Annotated in this window: 12 protein-coding genes; 9 read left to right on the top strand and 3 right to left on the bottom strand. The window is 74.8% G+C overall.

The annotated features are described in order from the left end of the window. Positions 1-158: 158 nt before the first annotated feature. Positions 159-3,671 (top strand): BTAD domain-containing putative transcriptional regulator, encoded by a 3,513-nt coding sequence (locus IH44_RS0117365; protein WP_232794978.1) that lies wholly within the window; start codon positions 159-161, stop codon positions 3,669-3,671. Positions 3,672-3,697: 26 nt separating this feature from the next. On the opposite strand, the gene IH44_RS0117370 is transcribed toward IH44_RS0117365, so the two are convergent. Next, the gene (locus tag IH44_RS0117370) at positions 3,698-5,176 is read right to left on the bottom strand and encodes a tetracycline resistance MFS efflux pump (protein WP_030460492.1); all 1,479 of its coding nucleotides are present in this window, start codon (positions 5,174-5,176) and stop codon (positions 3,698-3,700) included. Between the two features lie 367 nt (positions 5,177-5,543). On the opposite strand from IH44_RS0117370, the gene IH44_RS0117375 reads away from it, so the two are divergent. The 6 genes from IH44_RS0117375 (at position 5,544) to IH44_RS0117400 (ending at position 14,265) form a co-directional block, all read left to right on the top strand. Beyond that, positions 5,544-7,700, top strand: coding sequence for an MMPL family transporter (locus tag IH44_RS0117375; RefSeq protein WP_051817008.1), 2,157 nt, complete (start codon positions 5,544-5,546; stop codon positions 7,698-7,700). Positions 7,701-7,783: 83 nt separating this feature from the next. Further along, positions 7,784-8,134, top strand: coding sequence for a DUF488 domain-containing protein (locus tag IH44_RS0117380; RefSeq protein WP_030460494.1), 351 nt, complete (start codon positions 7,784-7,786; stop codon positions 8,132-8,134). A 54-nt stretch (positions 8,135-8,188) separates the two neighbouring features. Continuing rightward, positions 8,189-9,871 carry an aspartate-alanine antiporter gene (aspT, locus tag IH44_RS0117385; RefSeq protein ID WP_030460495.1) on the top strand — a complete coding sequence of 561 codons (1,683 nt, stop codon included), beginning with the start codon at positions 8,189-8,191 and terminating at the stop codon, positions 9,869-9,871. A 7-nt stretch (positions 9,872-9,878) separates the two neighbouring features. Next, positions 9,879-11,576, top strand: coding sequence for an aspartate-alanine antiporter (gene aspT, locus IH44_RS0117390; RefSeq protein ID WP_030460496.1), 1,698 nt, complete (start codon positions 9,879-9,881; stop codon positions 11,574-11,576). Positions 11,577-11,600: 24 nt separating this feature from the next. After that, positions 11,601-13,253, top strand: coding sequence for a bifunctional aspartate transaminase/aspartate 4-decarboxylase (locus IH44_RS0117395; protein ID WP_030460497.1), 1,653 nt, complete (start codon positions 11,601-11,603; stop codon positions 13,251-13,253). 148 nt (positions 13,254-13,401) lie between these two features. Beyond that, a complete protein-coding gene (locus IH44_RS0117400; protein WP_030460498.1) occupies positions 13,402-14,265 on the top strand; it encodes a universal stress protein in 864 nt (287 codons plus the stop codon). Between the two features lie 35 nt (positions 14,266-14,300). On the opposite strand, the gene IH44_RS0117405 is transcribed toward IH44_RS0117400, so the two are convergent. Next, positions 14,301-14,942: a TetR/AcrR family transcriptional regulator gene (locus IH44_RS0117405; protein ID WP_030460499.1), complete on the bottom strand. Its 642-nt coding sequence runs from the start codon at positions 14,940-14,942 to the stop codon at positions 14,301-14,303. Positions 14,943-15,113: 171 nt separating this feature from the next. Between IH44_RS0117405 and IH44_RS0117410 the strand changes: the two genes are divergently transcribed. Next, positions 15,114-15,878, top strand: coding sequence for an SDR family NAD(P)-dependent oxidoreductase (locus tag IH44_RS0117410; protein ID WP_030460500.1), 765 nt, complete (start codon positions 15,114-15,116; stop codon positions 15,876-15,878). Between the two features lie 179 nt (positions 15,879-16,057). After that, entirely contained in the window at positions 16,058-17,239 is a 1,182-nt protein-coding gene (locus IH44_RS0117415; RefSeq protein WP_030460501.1) for an esterase family protein, read from the top strand. Positions 17,240-17,303: 64 nt separating this feature from the next. Here IH44_RS0117415 and IH44_RS0117420 read toward each other — a convergent pair whose 3' ends face one another. Further along, on the bottom strand, positions 17,304-17,630 hold the full coding sequence (locus tag IH44_RS0117420) for a MoaF N-terminal domain-containing protein (protein ID WP_030460502.1): 327 nt from the start codon (positions 17,628-17,630) through the stop codon (positions 17,304-17,306). Between the last annotated feature and the right edge of the window lie 37 nt (positions 17,631-17,667).

The raw sequence follows: 17,667 nt of genomic DNA on the forward strand, positions 1-17,667 counted from the left end.
GCCGCCCGGGAGCCGCCGGGGGTGCCGTCCACAGCCGGTGGGACGCCTCCAGGTCGCCGCCCGGACGCCGCCCGGCGCGGCTTGGCGCGGCTTGGAACCCACTTGGAGCGCAGGTGGGCGACGGTGGCGCCCGGCCATCGCATAGGCTCGGCCCCACGATGGTGCGGATCACTGTGCTCGGGACGCTGACGGCGCAAGTGGCGGGGGCCGCCGCCCGGTTGGGAGGCCCGCGCCAGCGCGGCGTGCTCGCCCACCTGCTGGTCGCCCGCGGCACCGCCGTCCCCGCCGGACGGCTGATCGACGACCTGTGGGACAGCCGCCCGCCCGCCAAGGCCGCCGCCTCCCTCCAGGCGTACGTCTCCAACCTGCGCCGCCTGCTGGAACCCGGCCGCGGCCCCCGCCAGGAGGCCCGGCTGCTGGTCAGCGAAGCCGGCGGCTACGCGCTGCGCGGCATCCGCACCGACGTCGGGGACTTCGAGGACCTGCTCGCCGCAGCCGCCCGGACCGGCGGGGCCGAACCCCTCCGGCAGGCGCTCGCCCTCTGGCAGGGACCGGCCTACCACGAGTTCGCCGACCGGCCCTGGGCCGCCCCCGAAGCCGCCCGCCTCGAAGAACTCCGCACCACCGCACGGGAATCCGCCGTCGAGGCCGACCTCGCCGCCGGCCGCCCCGGCCCCGCCGCGCAGGACGCCGCCGCCCTGGTCGAGGACCACCCCCTGCGCGAACAGGCCTGGCGGCTGCTCGCCCTCGCCCTCTGGCACGGCGGCCGCCAGGCCGACGCACTCGCCGCGATCCGCCGCGCCCGCGGCTACTTCGCCACCGAACTCGGCCTCGACCCGGGGCCGCTGCTCACCGCCGTCGAGTCCGCGATCCTGCACCAGCGCACCGAAGAGCTGACGCCGCGTCAAGTCGGCCCGGCGAACGGGGCGGTGGCCCGTCCCGGCGCGGGCGGTGCAAGCGGCGCAGGCGGGGCAGCTGAGGTAAGCCCGATGGGCGCGTCCGGTCCGGTGGACGGTTCCGGCCCGGCCCCGCGGCCGGAGCGCCCCGGACGCGCCGAGCCCGGCGCCGACGGCCGCCCGCAGGTGTTCGTCGGGCGGGAGGAGGAGCTGGCCGCCCTGCGGGGCGCGGCGGCGCGGGCCCGCGGTGCGGCGGCGTTCGCCCTGGTCAGCGGGGAGGCCGGGGCCGGGAAGTCCACGCTGCTGGGGCGGTTGCGCGAGCAGCTGCTGGCGGACGGCTGGCGGGTGCTGACGGGGCGCTGCCCGGAGAGCGCGGGCGCCCCCGCGGCCTGGGCGTGGACCGAGGTGCTGCGCGAGCTGGCCCGGCACGAACCGGCCACCGCCACCGACCCGTTGCTGGCCCCGCTGCTCGCCGCCGCGCAGGAGCCGGCCCACCGCCAGGACCCGCTGTCGGGCCGGTTCCGGCTGCACCGCGCGGTGGTCGCCCGGCTGCACGCCGCCGCCGGGGCGGCGCCGCTCGCCGTCCTGCTGGACGACCTGCACGCCGCCGACCCGGAAACCCGGGAACTGCTGGGCGAGTTGGCCGCCGACCAGGCGGCCTTCGGCGCGGGCGGCGGCCTGCTGCTGGTGGCCGCGCTGCGCCCGGGCGAGGGCGAACTCGCCGACGTGCTGGCCACGTTGGCCCGCCGCTCGCCGGTCCGGGTGCCGCTCGGCGGGCTCGCCGAGCCGGACGCCGGCCGGCTGATCGAGGCGGTGTGCGCGGCCCCGGTCCGCCCCGAGACCGTCCGGGCACTGGCCGAACGCACCGGCGGCAACCCGTTCTACCTCGCCGAGAGCGCCCAACTCCTCGCGCTGGAGGACGAGTCGACCGCGCTGCGGCAGGTCCCGCAGGGCGTCCGGGACGTGCTGCGCCGCCGGTTCGAGCGGCTGCCCGCCCCCGCCGTCGACCTGCTGCGGCTGGCCGCCGTGGCCGGCCGGGAGAGCGACGTCGACCTGCTGCTGCGGGCCGGCGAGCAGGACGAGGAGACCGCCACCGAGGCCGTCGAGGCCGCCGTCGCGGGCGGCCTGCTGCTCGAACCCCGGCCCGGCACCGTCCGGTTCGCGCACGTGCTGGTCCGCGACACCCTGTACGCCGACCTCGGCGGCCTGCGCCGGGCCCGCCTGCACGGCCGGATCGGCCACGCCCTGCACGACCTGCGCCCCGGCGAACTCACCGCGCTGGCCCACCACTTCACCCAGGCCGCGACCACCGCCACCGCCGCCCTCGCGGTCGACCACTGCGTCCGCGCCGCCGAGGCCGCCGAACGGCGCTACGCCCACCCCAGCGCCGTCAGCCTGCTCCGGCAGGCCGTCGACAACCTCGAACGGGCCGCCGAACAGCCCGGCGAGGACCGCCCCGCCCGCCGGATCGAGCTGCTCGGCGCCCTGCTGCGGGCCCAGGTCCGGGCCGGGCAGGTCACCGCCGCCATCGCCACCAAGGACCGGGCGCTCCGGACCGCCCGGGAGAGCGGCCGCGAGGAACTCCTGATCGCCGCCTGGACCGCCTGGACCGAACCCACCCCCTGGGTCACCCACCCCTACGGCGTCTTCGACCGGGAAGCCGTCGACCAGCTCACCCGGCTGCTGCGCCGCACCGACCTGCCGCCCGTCACCCGCTGCCGCCTCCTCGACGCCCTCACCCAGGAACTCGACTGCGTCGACCCGGCCCGCCTCGCCGACGCCGGAGCCGAAGCCGTGGCGATCGCCCGCGCCGAGGGCGACCCGCGCCTGCTCTGCCTCGCCCTCACCGCCCGGGCCCGGTCCTGCGACTACGAACTGGCCTCCGCCGAACGGGACCGCACCGCCGCCGAACTCGCCGCGCTGGCCGCCGAACACGACCTGCCCGCCTACCGCTGGCAGGCCGAACACCTCGCCGCCACCGCGGCCGCCGCCCGCGCCGACCTGCCCGCGCTGCGCCGCCACCTCGTCGCGGGCGAGGAGATCGCGCACCGCTACGGGCTGGCCGAACTCGCCGACGTCGCCCTGTTCCAGCGCGGCATGCTGGAACTCGCCGCCGACCGGATCGACGCCGCCACCGCCCTCTACGACCAGGGCCTGGCCGGACTGCACGCCCGCGCCTCGCTGCACGCCGGCGGCCTGGCCGCGCTGATCCGGGTGGTGATCGCCCACCGGCAGGGCCGGCTGGCCGAGATCCTCCCGCTGATCGAGGAGCACCGCGCCCAGTACGGCCACCTGATCGCCGACGTCACCGCCCTCGCCCTGCTCGCCGCCGGCCACGGCCCGGACGAGGCCCGCCGGGCCCGGGGCGAACGCCGCGAGATCCCGGCCGACTACTTCCGCTCGCTCTTCCTGCAACTGCGCGCCGACCTGGTCATCGCCCTGGACGAACGCGAGGAGGCCGCCGAACTCCTCGACCAGCTCCGCCCGTTGGGCCACCTGGTGGCGGGCGCCGCCTCCACCTCGATCGCCGCCCGCCCGGTCGCCCTCACCCTGGGCGACCTCGCCCGCCATCTGGGCCGCCCCGCCGAGGCCGCCGCCCACTTCCGGCAGGCCCAGGAGATCGCCCACCGCTGGGAGGCCCCCGGCTGGGCGGCCGAAGCCCGGGCCGGACTGGCCTCCCTGGCCGCCCCGGAGGACCGACCCGCACGGCCCCACCCCGAGAACGACCCCGGGCCCGGCCCCGGGAACGACCCCGGAACCGGCCCTGGAGAGTGAGCGCGGCCCCCGCTACCGCGCCTGCCTCAGCCGGGGTGCTCGTCGGTGCTGTGGGAGTCCGTGAGGGTGAGTGCGCCGAACGCGGTGACCAGGCCGACGACGACCGCCAGCACGGCGTAGGTGATCCGCTCGCCGTGGAAGAAGGAGGCGACCAGGCCGCTGTCCCAGGTGCCGGCGGGCAACCGGGTGGTGACCAGGGCGGCGATCAGGGTGCCGACGACGGCGGTGCCGACGCTGCTGCCGACCTCCTGCGCGGTGTCGTTGAGGGCGGTGCCGATCGAGGTGCGGTTCTCCGGCACCGCCTCGACCAGGGCGATGGCGCAGATGGTCATGACGGTGCGCAGGCCGACGGTCATCACGACCATGCAGAGCGCGATGACGGCGTAGCCGTGCGAGACGCCCCAGGCGAGGCCGGCCAGCGCGCCGGCCAGGCAGGCGGCGCCGACCAGGCAGGCCACCCGGTGGCCGAAGCGCTTGACGAGCCACTCGGAGAGCGGGGTGGCGGCGAGCATCGTCACGATGATCGGCAGGTTGGCCAGGCCGGCCTTGACCGGGCTCCAGCCGTAGGCGTACTGGAAGTGCAGGATCAGGCCGAACATGACGGCGGCCATCGCGATGGCGGTGCCGATCTGGGCGATCGCGGCGCCGCGGACGGTGCCGCCGGCGAAGAGCTTCAGGTCGAGCATGGGGGCGGCGGTGCGGCGCTCGTGCCACACGAAGGCGGTGCCCGCGACGAGGGCGCCGAGGATCGAGCCGATCGTGGCGGCGGAGCCCCAGCCGTGGTCGACGCCGCTGGTGAGCGAGTAGCAGGCGAGGCCGATGGTGGCGACGCTCAGCACGGCGCCGGGCAGGTCGAGGCGGTCGCGGGTGAGGTCCTCGGGCCGGTCGGCGGGGACGCCCAGGCGCACGCCGACGGCCGCGATCAGCGCGATCGGGGCGTTGACCAGCAGCAGCCACTGCCACTTCACGTGGGCCAGCGCGGTGCCGCCGAGCAGCGGGCCGAGGACGAAGCCGGACATGCCGACGACGATCATCACGGTCATCGCCCGCATCCGCAGCGCCGCGTCGTCGAAGAGCCGGAAGACCAGCGAGTTGGTGATCGGGGCCATCGCCGCGGCGGCGACGCCGAGGCCGGCCCGCAGGGCGATCAGCTGCCCGGCGCCGGTGACCAGGGCGACGCCCAGGCTCAGCAGGCCGAACACGGCGAGGCCGACCAGCAGCACGCGCCGGCGGCCGAGCCGGTCGGCCATCGAGCCGGCGGTCAGCAGCAGGCCGCCGAAGGTCAGCGAGTACGCGCCGGTGACCCACTGCAGCGCGGTGGTGCCGCTGCCCAGGTCGCGGCCGATGGTCGGCAGCGCGATGGACAGCAGCGTGTTGTCGACCATCTCGACGAAGAAGGCCAGGCAGAGCGCGGCCAGCGGGATCCAGGCGGCGCGCAGGGACGGGTAGGTGCGCGGCGCCGCTGCTGGGGCGGCGGCGGTGGTGGTGGTTGCGGTGCCGGTCATGGCGGCCTCCTCTCGGGACGGGTGTCAGGACGGGTGTCAGGGCGGGTGTCGGGTGTGGGCGCCGCGGTGGGCGTCGCGGTGCGTCGATGCCGTCCGCACTGCCGCCGTGGCGCTGCCGCCCGTCTCCTCAGAGCGTGCGGGAGCGCGCCGACAGGCCGCTGTCATCCCACTGACAGCCCGCCGACAGCCCGCCGACAGCCCGGCCCCCTGGTGGGTGCAGTTCCGCGCGGGGGCGGACACCCCGCCGTTCCGACCCCCGCCGCGCCGCCCGGCCCGGGGCTTGGAAGGGCCGCCAAGTGGGCTCCAAGAGCCGCCTTCCACACTGGGGTTCGACACCGCATCGACCGTAGAACGGAAGGCTTCCGCAATGTCCACTCTCCTCGGCCGCCTCGGCGGGGCCGCGGCGGCCCGGCCCTGGCGCACCGTCGTGGCCTGGGTGCTGCTGATCGGCGCGATCTTCGGCTCGGCACAGGCGTTCGGCGGGGAACCGCGGGACAACTACCGGGTGCCCGGGACGCGTTCGACCGCGGGCATGGACCTGTTGAACGCGCGGTTCCCGGACAGTTCCGGCACCAGCGCCCGGGTGGTGGTGCACGACCGGGGCGGCCGGGCGCTGCCGGCCGAGGCGCTGGCGGGGCTGCGGGAGCGGTTGGCGGGGCTGCCGCACGCGCTGTCGGTGACCGGGCCGATACCCTCGCGGGCCGGTGACACCGCGCTGCTCACGGTCGGTTACGACGTCAAGGTCACCGACTTCAAGGGCTCGGCGGGCCTGGACGCGCTGCGGGCGGCGGCCCGGTCCACCACCGACGCCGGGTACCAGGTGGAGTTCGGCGGGGAGCTGCCGGAGAACTTCAGCGCGCCCAACGGCACCGCCGAGGCGATCGGCATGGTCGCCGCGCTGGTGATCCTGGTGCTCGCGCTCGGCACGGTGATCGCGGCGGGCCTGCCGCTGCTGGTCGCGCTGGCCGGCCTCGGCGCGGGCACCGGGCTGATCACCCTGCTGTCGGCCGTCACCGACATCAGCGGGATCGCGCCGACCGTGGCGTCGATGGTGGGGCTGGGCGTCGGCATCGACTACGCGCTGCTGCTGGTCTCCCGGCACGTGGAGGGCCTGCGCCGGGGCCTGGACGCCCGGGCGGCGGCGGCCGAGGCGAACGCCACGGCCGGCTCCTCGGTGGTGGTGGCGGGGGCCACCGTGCTGGTCTCGCTGTTCGGCCTGAAGCTGGCGGGGCTGTCGGTGTACGCCTCGTTCGGCTACGCGACCTTCGCCACCGTCGGCGCCGTGATGGCGGCCGCGCTCACCCTGGTGCCCGCACTGGCGGCGCTCGCCGGGCCGCGCCTGCTGCGCCGCGCCGAACGCCGGGCCCCCGCCGCACCCGCCGCGCCCGCCACTGCCGGGGGCGCGGGCGCTCGGCCCGGCCCGACCCGGACCGAGCGCTGGGCCCGCCTGGTGGGCCGCCGCCCGGTGGCCGCGGCCGTCCTCTCGCTGGCGGTGCTGCTCGGCCTGGCCGCGCCGATGCTCGGCATGCGCACCTGGCCGCAGGACGCGGGCAGCCAGGCGTCCGGCAACACCACCCGCAAGGCGTACGACCTGATCGCCGGGGCGTACGGCCCGGGCGCGAACGGGCCGCTGCTGCTGGCGGTCGACCTGCGGAAGCTGCCGGAGTCCGAACTGCCCGCGCTGGAGGGGCGGATGGCGGCCGACCCGGGGGTCGCCGCGGTCCAGCCGGCCCGGTTCAACGCGGCCCGGGACGCGGCCGTGATCAGCGTGCAGCCGACCACCGGCCCGCAGGACCGGGCGACCGCGAAGCTGCTGCAGCGGCTGCGCGGCGGCGGACTCCCGACGGGGGTCGAGGCCACCGGCACGGTCGCCGCGTTTTCCGACATCTCCGACCGGCTCTCGCAGCGGCTGTGGGTGGTGGTCCCGTTCGTGGTGGCGCTCTCGCTGATCCTGCTGACCGTGCTGTTCCGGGCGCCGGTGATCGCGGTCAAGGCCGCCGCGATGAACCTGCTGTCGGTGGCCGCCGCGTACGGCGTGATGACGGCGGTCTTCCAGCACGACGCGAGCGCCCGGCTGCTGGGGCTGCCGCACGCGGTGCCGGTCTCCAGCTGGGTGCCGATCCTGATGTTCACGATCCTGTTCGGCCTGTCGATGGACTACGAGGTGTTCCTGCTCTCCCGGGTCCGCGAGGACTGGCTGGCCACCGGCGACGCGCGCGGCAGCGTGGTGCGCGGACTGTCCTCCACCGGGCGGGTGATCAGCAGCGCCGCCGCGATCATGGTGGCGGTCTTCACCGGCTTCGCCATCGACCCCGACATCACCGTCAAGATGATCGGCGTGGGCATGGCCGCGGCCGTCCTGGTGGACGCCACCGTGGTCCGGATGGTCCTGGTGCCCGCCACCATGACCCTGCTCGGCCGCCGCAACTGGTGGCTGCCCGGCTGGCTGGACCGCCTGCTCCCCGAACTGCGGGTCGAACCCGGCGAGGCCCCCGCCCCCGCCGCGCAACCGGTCCCCGCCTGACCCGCCCGGCCCGGCACGCTCCCGCGCCCCGCCGTTCGCGCCGCTCCCGCCCGTCCGGGCCCGCGGTGCTTACGGTGGGGCGCATGAGCGTACGGGTGGAGCGGGTGTACGAGGCGCCGGACGGCGGCGTGCGGGTGCTGGTGGACCGGCTGTGGCCGCGCGGGCTGCGCAAGGAGGACGCGCACCTGGACCGGTGGGCCAAGGAGGTGGCGCCCTCCACCGAGCTGCGCCGCTGGTTCCACGGCCCCGAGGGGGAGTACCGGGAGTTCGCCCGCCGCTACCGGGCCGAACTGGACGCCCCCGGGGTGCAGCAGGAGCTCGCCGAACTGCGCGAACTGGCGGCGCAGGACGACCTGGTGCTGCTGACCGCGGTCAAGGAGCCGGAGCACAGCCACGTGGAGGTGCTGCTGGAGCGCCTGGGCCGAGCCGGGTGATCATGACGGCGTGTTAGCTCCGGTCAAACAGTGATAAACCGGTCTAATACGCCCATGAGCCTCCTGCGTGAGAACGCCGTTCTCGCCCTCTTCTTCTGCCTGGGCCTGGGCTACCTGGTCGGGAAGCTGCGCGTCGGACCGATCCAACTGGGCGGCATCTGCGGCGTCCTGATCGTCTCGATGCTGGTCGGCGCCCAGCACGTCTCGGTGAACGCCGACGTCAAGAACGTGGCGTTCGCCCTGTTCATCTTCTCGCTCGGCTACATCGCCGGCCCGCAGTTCTTCGCCAACATGAACGCCAAGGGCCTGCGCTTCGGCGTGCTGTCCGTCATGGAGGCGGTCGTCGTCGTCCTGATGGCGCTCGGCATCGCCAAGGGCTTCGACCTGGACGTCGGCACCGCCGCCGGCATCCTGGCCGGCGCCGCCACCGAGTCCGCCGCCGTCGGCACCGCCCAGGACGCGATCGCCAAACTCCCCGGCATCACCGCCGACCAGACCACCCAGCTGCAGGCGCACGTCGCCACCGCCTACTCGGTCTGCTACCTGTTCGGCCTGATCAGCATCGTCCTGCTGACCAGCCAGCTGTTCCCCATGCTGATGCGGATCAACCTGGCCGACGCCTCCCGCAAGGTCTGGGAGAAGATGCGCGGCGAGGGCGGCGAACTGGAGCCCGGCGAGGCCCCCTCGCTGCCCGCCCTGGTCGGCCGCACCTACCTGGTCTCGCAGGGCGAGGGCACCCGGGTCAGCCAGGTCCAGGAACGCTCCGGCCAGTTGGTCACCGTCGAGGCCGTCCAGCGCGGCGGCAAGAAGCTCGGCGTCGACGACGACCCGGTGCTGCGCCGCGGCGACCAGGTGCTGGTGGTCGGCCGCCGCGCCGCCGTGCTGGACGCCGGGCACGAACTCGGCCCCGAGACCAGCGGCGTTCCCGGCCTGGACAGCCCGATGGCGGTCCGCCAGATCGTGGTCACCAACAAGGAGGTCGCCGGACACACCCTCAACGCCGTCCGCGACCGCGACCACGACGTCACCGGCGGCGTCTTCCTCACCGACATCCAGCGCGTCGACCACCACCTGCCCGCCGTCGGCGAGACCGAGGTGCACCGCGGCGACACCCTCACCGTGGTCGGCGCCCGCTCCCGGGTCGAGAAGTTCGCGGGCAAGGTCGGCGCCACCGTCCGCTCCGACACCGCCGACTACATCTACATCTCGCTCGGCATCTGCCTGGGCGTCCTGCTCGGCAAGGTCAACCTCCACTTCGGCGAGGTCAACCTGACCCTCGGCACCGGCGGCGGCTGCCTGATCTCCGGCCTGGTCTTCGGCTGGCTGCGCTCGCTGCGCCCCACCTTCGGCGCCTACCCGCCGGCCGCCGCGCAGACCATGAAGGACCTCGGCCTGGCCATGTTCATCGCCGTCACCGGCATGGCCGCCGGCCCCGACGCCGGGCCGCTGCTCAAGCAGTACCCCGTGCTGCTGCCGGTCTCCGGCATCCTGATGGTGGTCATCCCGGCCTTCCTCGGCCTGTTCATCGGACGCCGCTTCCTCAAGATCGAACCGCCGATCCTGGTCGGCGCGATCGCCGGACAGCAGTGCTCCACCCCCGCGATCACCGCCGTCGGCAACGTCGCGCAGAGCAGCGTCCCGATGCTCGGCTACACCATCACCTACACCATCTCCAACTTCCTGCTGCCGCTGACCGGACCGCTGCTGGTCGGCCTGGTCGGCCTGGGCGGGGGATGAGGACCCGATGGACTGGATCACCGACCACGTCTTCAAGCCCTACCCCGAACTGCTGATCTTCCTGACCGTCGCGATCGGCTTCCTGGTCGGCCGCCTGCACTGGAGGGCCATCGGCCTGGGCGCCGTCACCGGCTGCCTGATCGCCGGGCTGTTCACCGGCTGGGTGACCGAGGTCGAGGTCAACGGCACCGTCAAATCGGTGTTCTTCATCATGTTCCTGTTCGCCCTCGGCTACAAGGTCGGCCCGCAGTTCTTCCGCGGCCTCAGGAAGGACGGTCTGCCGCAGGTCGCCGTCACCCTCGCGGTCTGCCTCAGCGGCCTGGCGATCTGCTGGGGCTTCGCCGAGATGCTCGGCTACGGCCCCGGCCTCGGCGCCGGACTGCTCGGCGGCGCGCTCACCCAGTCCGCCGTCATCGGCGTCGCCCAGGACGCCATCGGCGGACTGCCCGGCCTCAGCCAGGACCAGATCACCGCCCAGCAGAACCTCGTCCCGATCGGGTACGCCGTCACCTACCCGCTCGGCACCATCCTGTGCGCGATCCTGCTCGCCAACATCGCCCCCCGCCTGCTGCGCAGCGACCTCGCCGCCGACTCCCGCGAACTCGCCGCCGAACTCGACGCCCCCGCCGACGACCCCGACCTCTCCGAGGGCTACTACGAGGTCGTGCTGCGCGCCTACACCGCCGTCAACGGCCCGATCGGCTCCACCGTCGAGCAGTTCGAACAGCGCGAGCAGGCCGCCGGACGCCGGGTCTACCTCACCCGGATCCGCCGCGACGGCAAGATCCTCGACCACGACCAGCAGACCGTCGTCGAACGCGGCGACGTGCTCGCCGTCAGCGCGCTCCGCCACGACCTGGTCGAACTCGACCCGGCCGCCGCCATCGGGCCGGAGACCGACGACGTCGAACTGCTCGGCTACCGCACCGAGCACCTGCACGTCGTCGCCTCCGAGAAGGCCCGACTCGGCAAGACCATCGCGGAGCTCCGCCGCGAACCGTTCATGGTCGGGGTGTTCGTCGACAAGGTCTACCGCTCCGGCGCCGAGTTCCCCTACCGGCTCACCACCCAGGTCGAACGCGGCGACACCCTGCTGCTGTCCGGCCCCGAGCGGCTGGTCGGGCCGGCCGCCCGGGCGATCGGCAAGCCGGTGCCGACCAGCTTCGCCACCGACATGACCTGGGTGGGCCTGGGCATCTTCCTCGGCGGCTGCATCGGCATCCCGGCGCTCACCGTCGGCGGCGTCCCGATCAGCCTGTCCACCTCCGGCGGCGCGCTGATCATGGGCCTGGTGTTCGGCTGGATCCGCGGCAAGTACCCGACCTTCGGCAACGTGCCGCCCGGCGCCCAGTGGTTCATGGACACCCTCGGCCTGTGCGCGTTCGTCGCCATCGTCGGCATCAACGCCGGGCCGAGCTTCACCAGCGGCCTCTCCCAGGCCGGTTGGGGCCTGCTGGTGTGGGGCGCCGTCGCCACCGTCGTCCCGCTGGTCGTCGGCCTGCTGGTCGGCCACTTCGTGTTCCGGATGCGCCCGCCGATCCTGATGGGCGTGGTCGCCGGCGCGCAGACCACCACCGCCGCGATCGGCGCCATCAACGAAGCCTCCCGCAGCCAGATCCCCACCCTCGGCTACACCATCCCGTACGCCGCGGGGAACGTCCTGCTGACCATCTGGGGCGCCGTCATCGTCGCCCTGCTCGGCTAGCCCCCTCCCGGAAGGACCCGCACCATGAGCAAGCCGTCGATCAGCCGCGAGGAGATCCAGCGCCTCTCCCGGCTCAGCCCGTTCGAGCTCAAGGGCGAGTTCATCGAACTCGCCGAGCACTACCAGGCCGACCGGCCCGGGCAGAAGGACAAGACCACCGTCCACATGCTCAACGCGGGCCGCGGCAACCCCAACTGGGTCTGCACCGGCCCCCGCGAGGCGATGCTCGCGCTCGGCCACTTCGCGCTCGCCGAGTCCCGCCGGGTCTGGACCGCCGACAACCTCGGCGGCATGCCCGAGCAGAAGGGCATCGCCGCCCGCTACGACCACTTCGCCCGCTCGCACCCCGAACTGCCCGGCATCGAACTGCTCACCGCCTGCACCAGCCTCGCCGTCGACCGCTTCGACCTCGACCGCGACGCCTTCCTGCACGAACTCGCCGACGCCGCGATCGGCGACAACTACCCCGTCCCCGACCGGATGCTGACCTGCGCCGAGCAGATCGTCACCGGCTACCTCCAGGACGAACTGATGGACCGCCGGCCCCCCGAGGGGCAGCTCGACCTGTTCGCCACCGAGGGCGGCACCGCCGCCATGTGCTACGTCTTCGACTCCCTGATGAAGAACGGCATCCTGCACAAGGGCGACAGGATCGCCCTGATGGTGCCGGTCTTCACCCCCTACATCGAGATCCCCGAACTCGACACCTACGAGTTCGACGTCGTCCAGGTCCAGGCGTCCTCCTTCGCCGAGGCCGGCGTGCGCGAGTGGCGCTACCCCGCCGAGGAGGTCGCCAAGCTCGCCGACCCCGCCGTCAAGCTCGTCTGCCTGGTCAACCCCAGCAACCCGCCCTCGCTCGCCCTCTCCCAGCGGGTCGCCGACCAGATCAAGTCCATCGTCGCCACCGACAACCCCGGCCTGATCATCGTCACCGACGACGTCTACGGCACCTTCGTCGACCACTTCCGCAGCATCGCTGCCGACCTGCCCCGCAACACCCTGCTCGTCTACTCCTACTCCAAGCACTACGGCGCCACCGGCCACCGCCTGGGCGTCATCGGCCTGCAGCGCGACAACGTCATCGACGACGCCCTCGCCGCCCTCCCGCAGCCCGAGAAGGACCGCCTCGCCAAGCGCTACGGCAGCCTCAGCCTCGACCCCGGCAGCATCCGCTTCATCGACCGCCTGGTCGCCGACTCCCGCCAGGTCGCCCTCAACCACACCGCCGGGCTCTCCCTCCCGCAGCAGGCCCAGCTCACCCTGTTCTCGCTCTTCGCGATGCTCCCCGAGGGCAAGGCGTACAAGGCCAAGGTGCAGGCCGTCGTCAAGCAGCGCCTGGACCTGCTGCTGGAGGGCTCCGGCATGCGGATCTCCGAGGACCCGAAGCGAGCCGGCTACTACGTCGAACTCGACCTGCTCGCCGAGGCCGAACGCACCTCGGGACCCGACTTCGCCGCCTACCTGCAGAAGAACTACGAACCCACCGAACCGCTCTTCCGGCTCGCCGAGCAGACCGGCGTCGTCCTGCTCAACGGCGGCGGCTTCGACGGCCCCGAATGGTCGGTCCGGGTCTCCCTGGCCAACCTCGACGACCTCGACTACCTCAAGATCGGCCACCACCTGAAGACCATCTTCGACGACTACCGCGCCGAATGGCAGGCCACCACCGGCAACTGACGCCCCGCCGGGCACGCCCGCGCCCGCCCCGGCCGGGCCCGGGCGCTCCCCGCCGCCGGGGCCCGGCCGTCCCTGTTTGTCCGGGCCGGGGCGGGCGGCGCATGCTGGAGGGGAGCGGCCGGGGCGACCCGGCCCGGAGGAGTGCGCCATGGAGATCAGGGCAGCGAACGGGGTGGTGGCGGGGGTCGACGGGTCGGTGCCCGCGGCGGAGGCGGCCGAGTGGGCCGCCCGGGAGGCCGAGTGGCGGGGGACGGGACTGCACCTGGTGCACGCCGTCAACACCGGGACGGTGACCCTCTCGCCGCGCACCGGGACCACCGTCACCGACCTGATCCTGCGGGAGGCCGCGGAACTGCTGGAGGCGGTGCAGGCCACCCTGGAGGCCGCCCACCCCGGGCTGCGGATCACCGGGGACGTGGTGCCGCGGGAGGCCGCCGAGGCGGTGCTGACCGCCGCCGAGCACGCCTCGCTCGCGGTGCTCGGCACCCGGGGCCACGGCGGGTTCGCCTCCCTGCTGCTGGGCTCGGTCAGCCTGCGGGTCACCGCGCACGCCACCTGCCCGGCCGTGGTGGTCCGCGGCACCGACCACCCCGACGGGCCGGTGCTGGTCGCCCTGCACGACGAGCGGGACGCCGCCGCGCTGCGCTTCGGCTGCGAGACCGCCGCCCGCCGGGGCCTGCCGGTGCGGGCCGTGCACACCTGGTCGCCGGTGGTGGCCGACGTCGGGCGGATGGCGCCGATGGTCGACGAGCTGGGGGAGGAGTCCCGGCTGCACGAGCAGCTGCTGCGCCGCACCTGCGACCCGGTGCGCGCGGAGTACCCGGACGTCGAGGTGGAGAGCCACCAGCTGACCGGCTCCGCCGCCGCGACGGTGGTGGAGGCGTCCCGGACCGCCGCCCTGGTGGTGCTCTCCCGGCACGAGCCCGCACCGCGCTTCGGCCTGCGGCTGGGCACGCCCGTGCACGCCGTTCTGCACCACGCGCACTGCCCGGTGGCCGTCGTCCCGGTCTGAGGCCCCGGCGGCCGCGGCCCGTCAAGCGTCAAGCGTCAAGCGGGCGGCAGGAGCGGTCCGGTGAGGCGGCGGAAGACGGTGTCGGCGAGCGCGGCGGCCCCGGCGGGGGGCGCGTCCCCGGCGGCCCAGGCCTCGACGGCCAGCCGCATCGCGGTGTTCGCGGCGGCGGCCAGCAGCCGGGCGTCCAGGCCCTCCGGGTCGAGGCCGGCCAGCCGGGCCAGGACGGGGCGCAGCGCGCTCTCGGCGTCGTGGTGGACGCGGTGCCAGACGTCGCGCAGCGCCGGGTCGGCGGGCATGGCGCGCAGCAGGCCGCGGGTCCAGTCCAGCGCCTCGGCGGCCCGGCCGGGGGCGGGGGTGAGGGAGGCGCGGGCGGAGTCCAGCAGGGCGGTGAGCGGCGGGGTGCCGGGGGCGGTGCCGGCGAGCAGCGCGATCCACTGGCGGGAGCCCTCGGCGAGCAGCGGGGCGACCGCGTCCTCCTTGGTGCGGAAGTAGCGGTAGAAGGTGCGCAGCGAGATGCCGCAGGTGCGGGCGACGTCCTCGGCGGTGGTGCCCTCGGCGCCGTGCTCGGCGAACAGGCGGGCGGCGGCGAGGGCGATCTCCTGCTGGGTGGCGGCCTTGCGGCGCTCGGTGAGGGAGGGCTGCGGGCGGTCGGGCTGCGGGCGGTCGGGCTCGGACATCTCTGCGGGTCCCCCGGTGGGTGCGGTCGGCCGGTGGTGCGGGCGGGTCCAGCCTAGCCGGGGAACGGCACGGAATGCGGATGTGGCACAACGTGCCATCGAGGCGTACCGTGCATGGCGAGAGGCCGAGCCGACCTCCCGATCCACCCGCACCGCAGGGAGACCCCCGTCATGAAGCGTTTCGAAGGCCGCCGCGTCCTGATCACCGGCGCCGGCTCCGGCATCGGCCAGGCCACCGTCCACCGGATCCTCGCCGAGGGCGGCACCGTGGTCGCCGCCGACGTGGTCGAGGCCGGCCTCGCCGCCACCCGGCAGCAGGCCGAGGCCGACGGCACCGCCGACCGGCTGACCACCGCGGTGGTCGACATCTCCGACGAGGCGTCCGTCCGGGACGGCATCGGCGGCGCGATCACCGCCCTCGGCGGCCTGGACGCGCTGGTCAACGCGGCGGGCATCCTGCGCTCCGCGCACACCGAGCAGACCACGCTGGAGTTCTGGAACCGGATGCTGGCCGTCAACCTCACCGGCACCTTCCTGGTCACCCGGGAGGTGCTGCCCGCGCTGCTGGCCACCGGCCGCGGCGTGGTGGTCAACTTCTCCTCCACCTCCGCCTCCTTCGCCCACCCCTACATGGCCGCGTACGCCGCGTCCAAGGGCGGCATCCAGTCCTTCACGCACGCCATCGCCGCCGAGTACGCCCAGCAGGGCCTGCGCGCCGTCAGCGTCGCGCCCGGCTCGATCGCCTCCGGCATGACCGCCGACCCGGGCCTGCCCGCGGACGCCGACATGGCGTGGTTCGCCAAGCTGCAGCCCGCGATCGGCCAGGGCTTCGCGGGCCCCGAGACGGTGGCCGGCGTGATCGCCATGCTGGCCTCCGACGACGGCGCGTTCGTCACCGGCACCGAGATCCGGATCGACGGCGGCACCCACGCCTGACACCCCCGCCCCCGCCCCGGATCGACCGGCCCGGGGCGGGGGAACCGCGGGAGCGGGTGCGGGCGTCACCCCGGCGGCGGGCATACTGCTTGCCGCACCCCCGCGCGCGCACCCCGCCCACCGGCCCGGCCGCGCCGCGCGGGGAACACCGCGAGCGGAAGGCACGGGGAGCACGGGGCATGGGGCTGACCAGCACGACACTGCTGCTGTTCACGATCGAGGTCGCGGTGGCGGCGCTCGGGGCGACCGTCTGGTGGTGGCCCGCCCTCGCCCGGCGGCACTGGCGGGCGGTGCTCGGACGGATCGGCATGCTGCTCGGCAGCCAGCTCGCGCTGCTCGCCGTGATCGGCCTGCTGGCCAACAACTACTTCTCGTTCTACAGCAGTTGGAACGACCTGCTGGGCACCGGACCGGACGCCCCGGTCGCCGTGCAGGCCGCCGCCGCACCCGCCGCCCAGGCCGCCCCGGCCCCGTCCGCCGCGCCCTCCCGGCAGCCGGACCCGCCGGACCTCCCGGTGCTGCCCGCCCAGGAGACCGGCAGCGAACCGGTCAACGCCGGAGGCCCGCGCGACCCGGAGCGGGTCGGCGCGATCCGCGCGGTGCGGATCCCCGGCGCCCGCACCGGCCTGAGCACCGACGGGTACGTCTACCTGCCGCCGCAGTACTTCCAGCCCGGCAACGAGCGGCGCAGGTTCCCCGCGGTCATCGCCATGACCGGCTTCCCCGGCGACGCCAAGGCCCTGATCACCCGCTTCAACTACCCGGGCGTCGCCCTCGACGAGATCCGGGCCGGCCGGATGCAGCCCACCGTCCTGGTGCTGATGCGCCCCTCGCCCGCGATGCCCGCCGACCCCGAGTGCGAGGACGTCCCCGGCGGGACGCAGGCCGAGACCTACTTCGCCGCGGACGTCCCGCGCGCGATCGGCGCCACCTACCGGACCGCCGACGGCCCCGGCGGCTGGGGCGTGATGGGCAACTCCACCGGCGGCTACTGCGCCGCCAAGCTCGCCATGCGCCACCCCGAGGTGTTCGCGGGCGGCGTCTCCATCTCCGGCTACCTGAAGGCCGCCGAGGACGTCACCACCGGCGACCTGTTCAAGGGCAGCCAGCAGCGCCGCGACGAGGCCGACCTGCTGTGGCGGCTGCGCAACCTGCCGATGCCCGCCACCGGGGTCATGCTCAGCGGCGCCGAGAAGGGCGACGGCGACTTCCGCGCCGAGGCCGACGCGTTCACCGCCGCCGCGAAGCCGCCGCTGGCCACCGCGGTGGCCTCCGTCCCCGAGGGCGGGCACAACTACACGACCTGGATCAAGCTGCTGCCGGCCGGGTTCCGGTTCCTGTCGCAGCGGCTGAAAGCCTGAGGGGTCGAGCCCCGGGACGGAGGACCCGAGGCTGTGGGCGCCGGGGCGGAAGGGCGGGGGAGGGTCAGGCCGGGGTGAGGGTGCCGGTGTGCAGCTCGCCGACCCGGCCGGTCTCGCCCTCCCAGGTCCAGAAGACCTTCACGGTCAGGGCGGTGAGGTCCATGACGTGGCTGACGGTGATGCCGCTGCGCTCCGTCCAGGAGACGAACCAGACGCCGGGGGCGACGGCCGCGACGTGCAGCGGGACGTCCTCGTACTGGCCGGCCGACTCGCCGAGGCCCTCCCAGCGCAGCCGGGTGCCGTCCGCGGAGTAGGAGTTGCGGAAGGAGGCGCCGTTGTCGACCTCGAAGAGGTAGGTGCGGCCGGCGAAGCCCGGCAGGGGGGCGTTCATGGAGGTCCTCGGTCCTTCGGGCGGGTCGGATCGGCGG

The organism is Kitasatospora sp. NRRL B-11411 (assembly GCF_000721345.1).
In the GTDB taxonomy this organism is placed as follows: domain Bacteria; phylum Actinomycetota; class Actinomycetes; order Streptomycetales; family Streptomycetaceae; genus Kitasatospora; species Kitasatospora cineracea.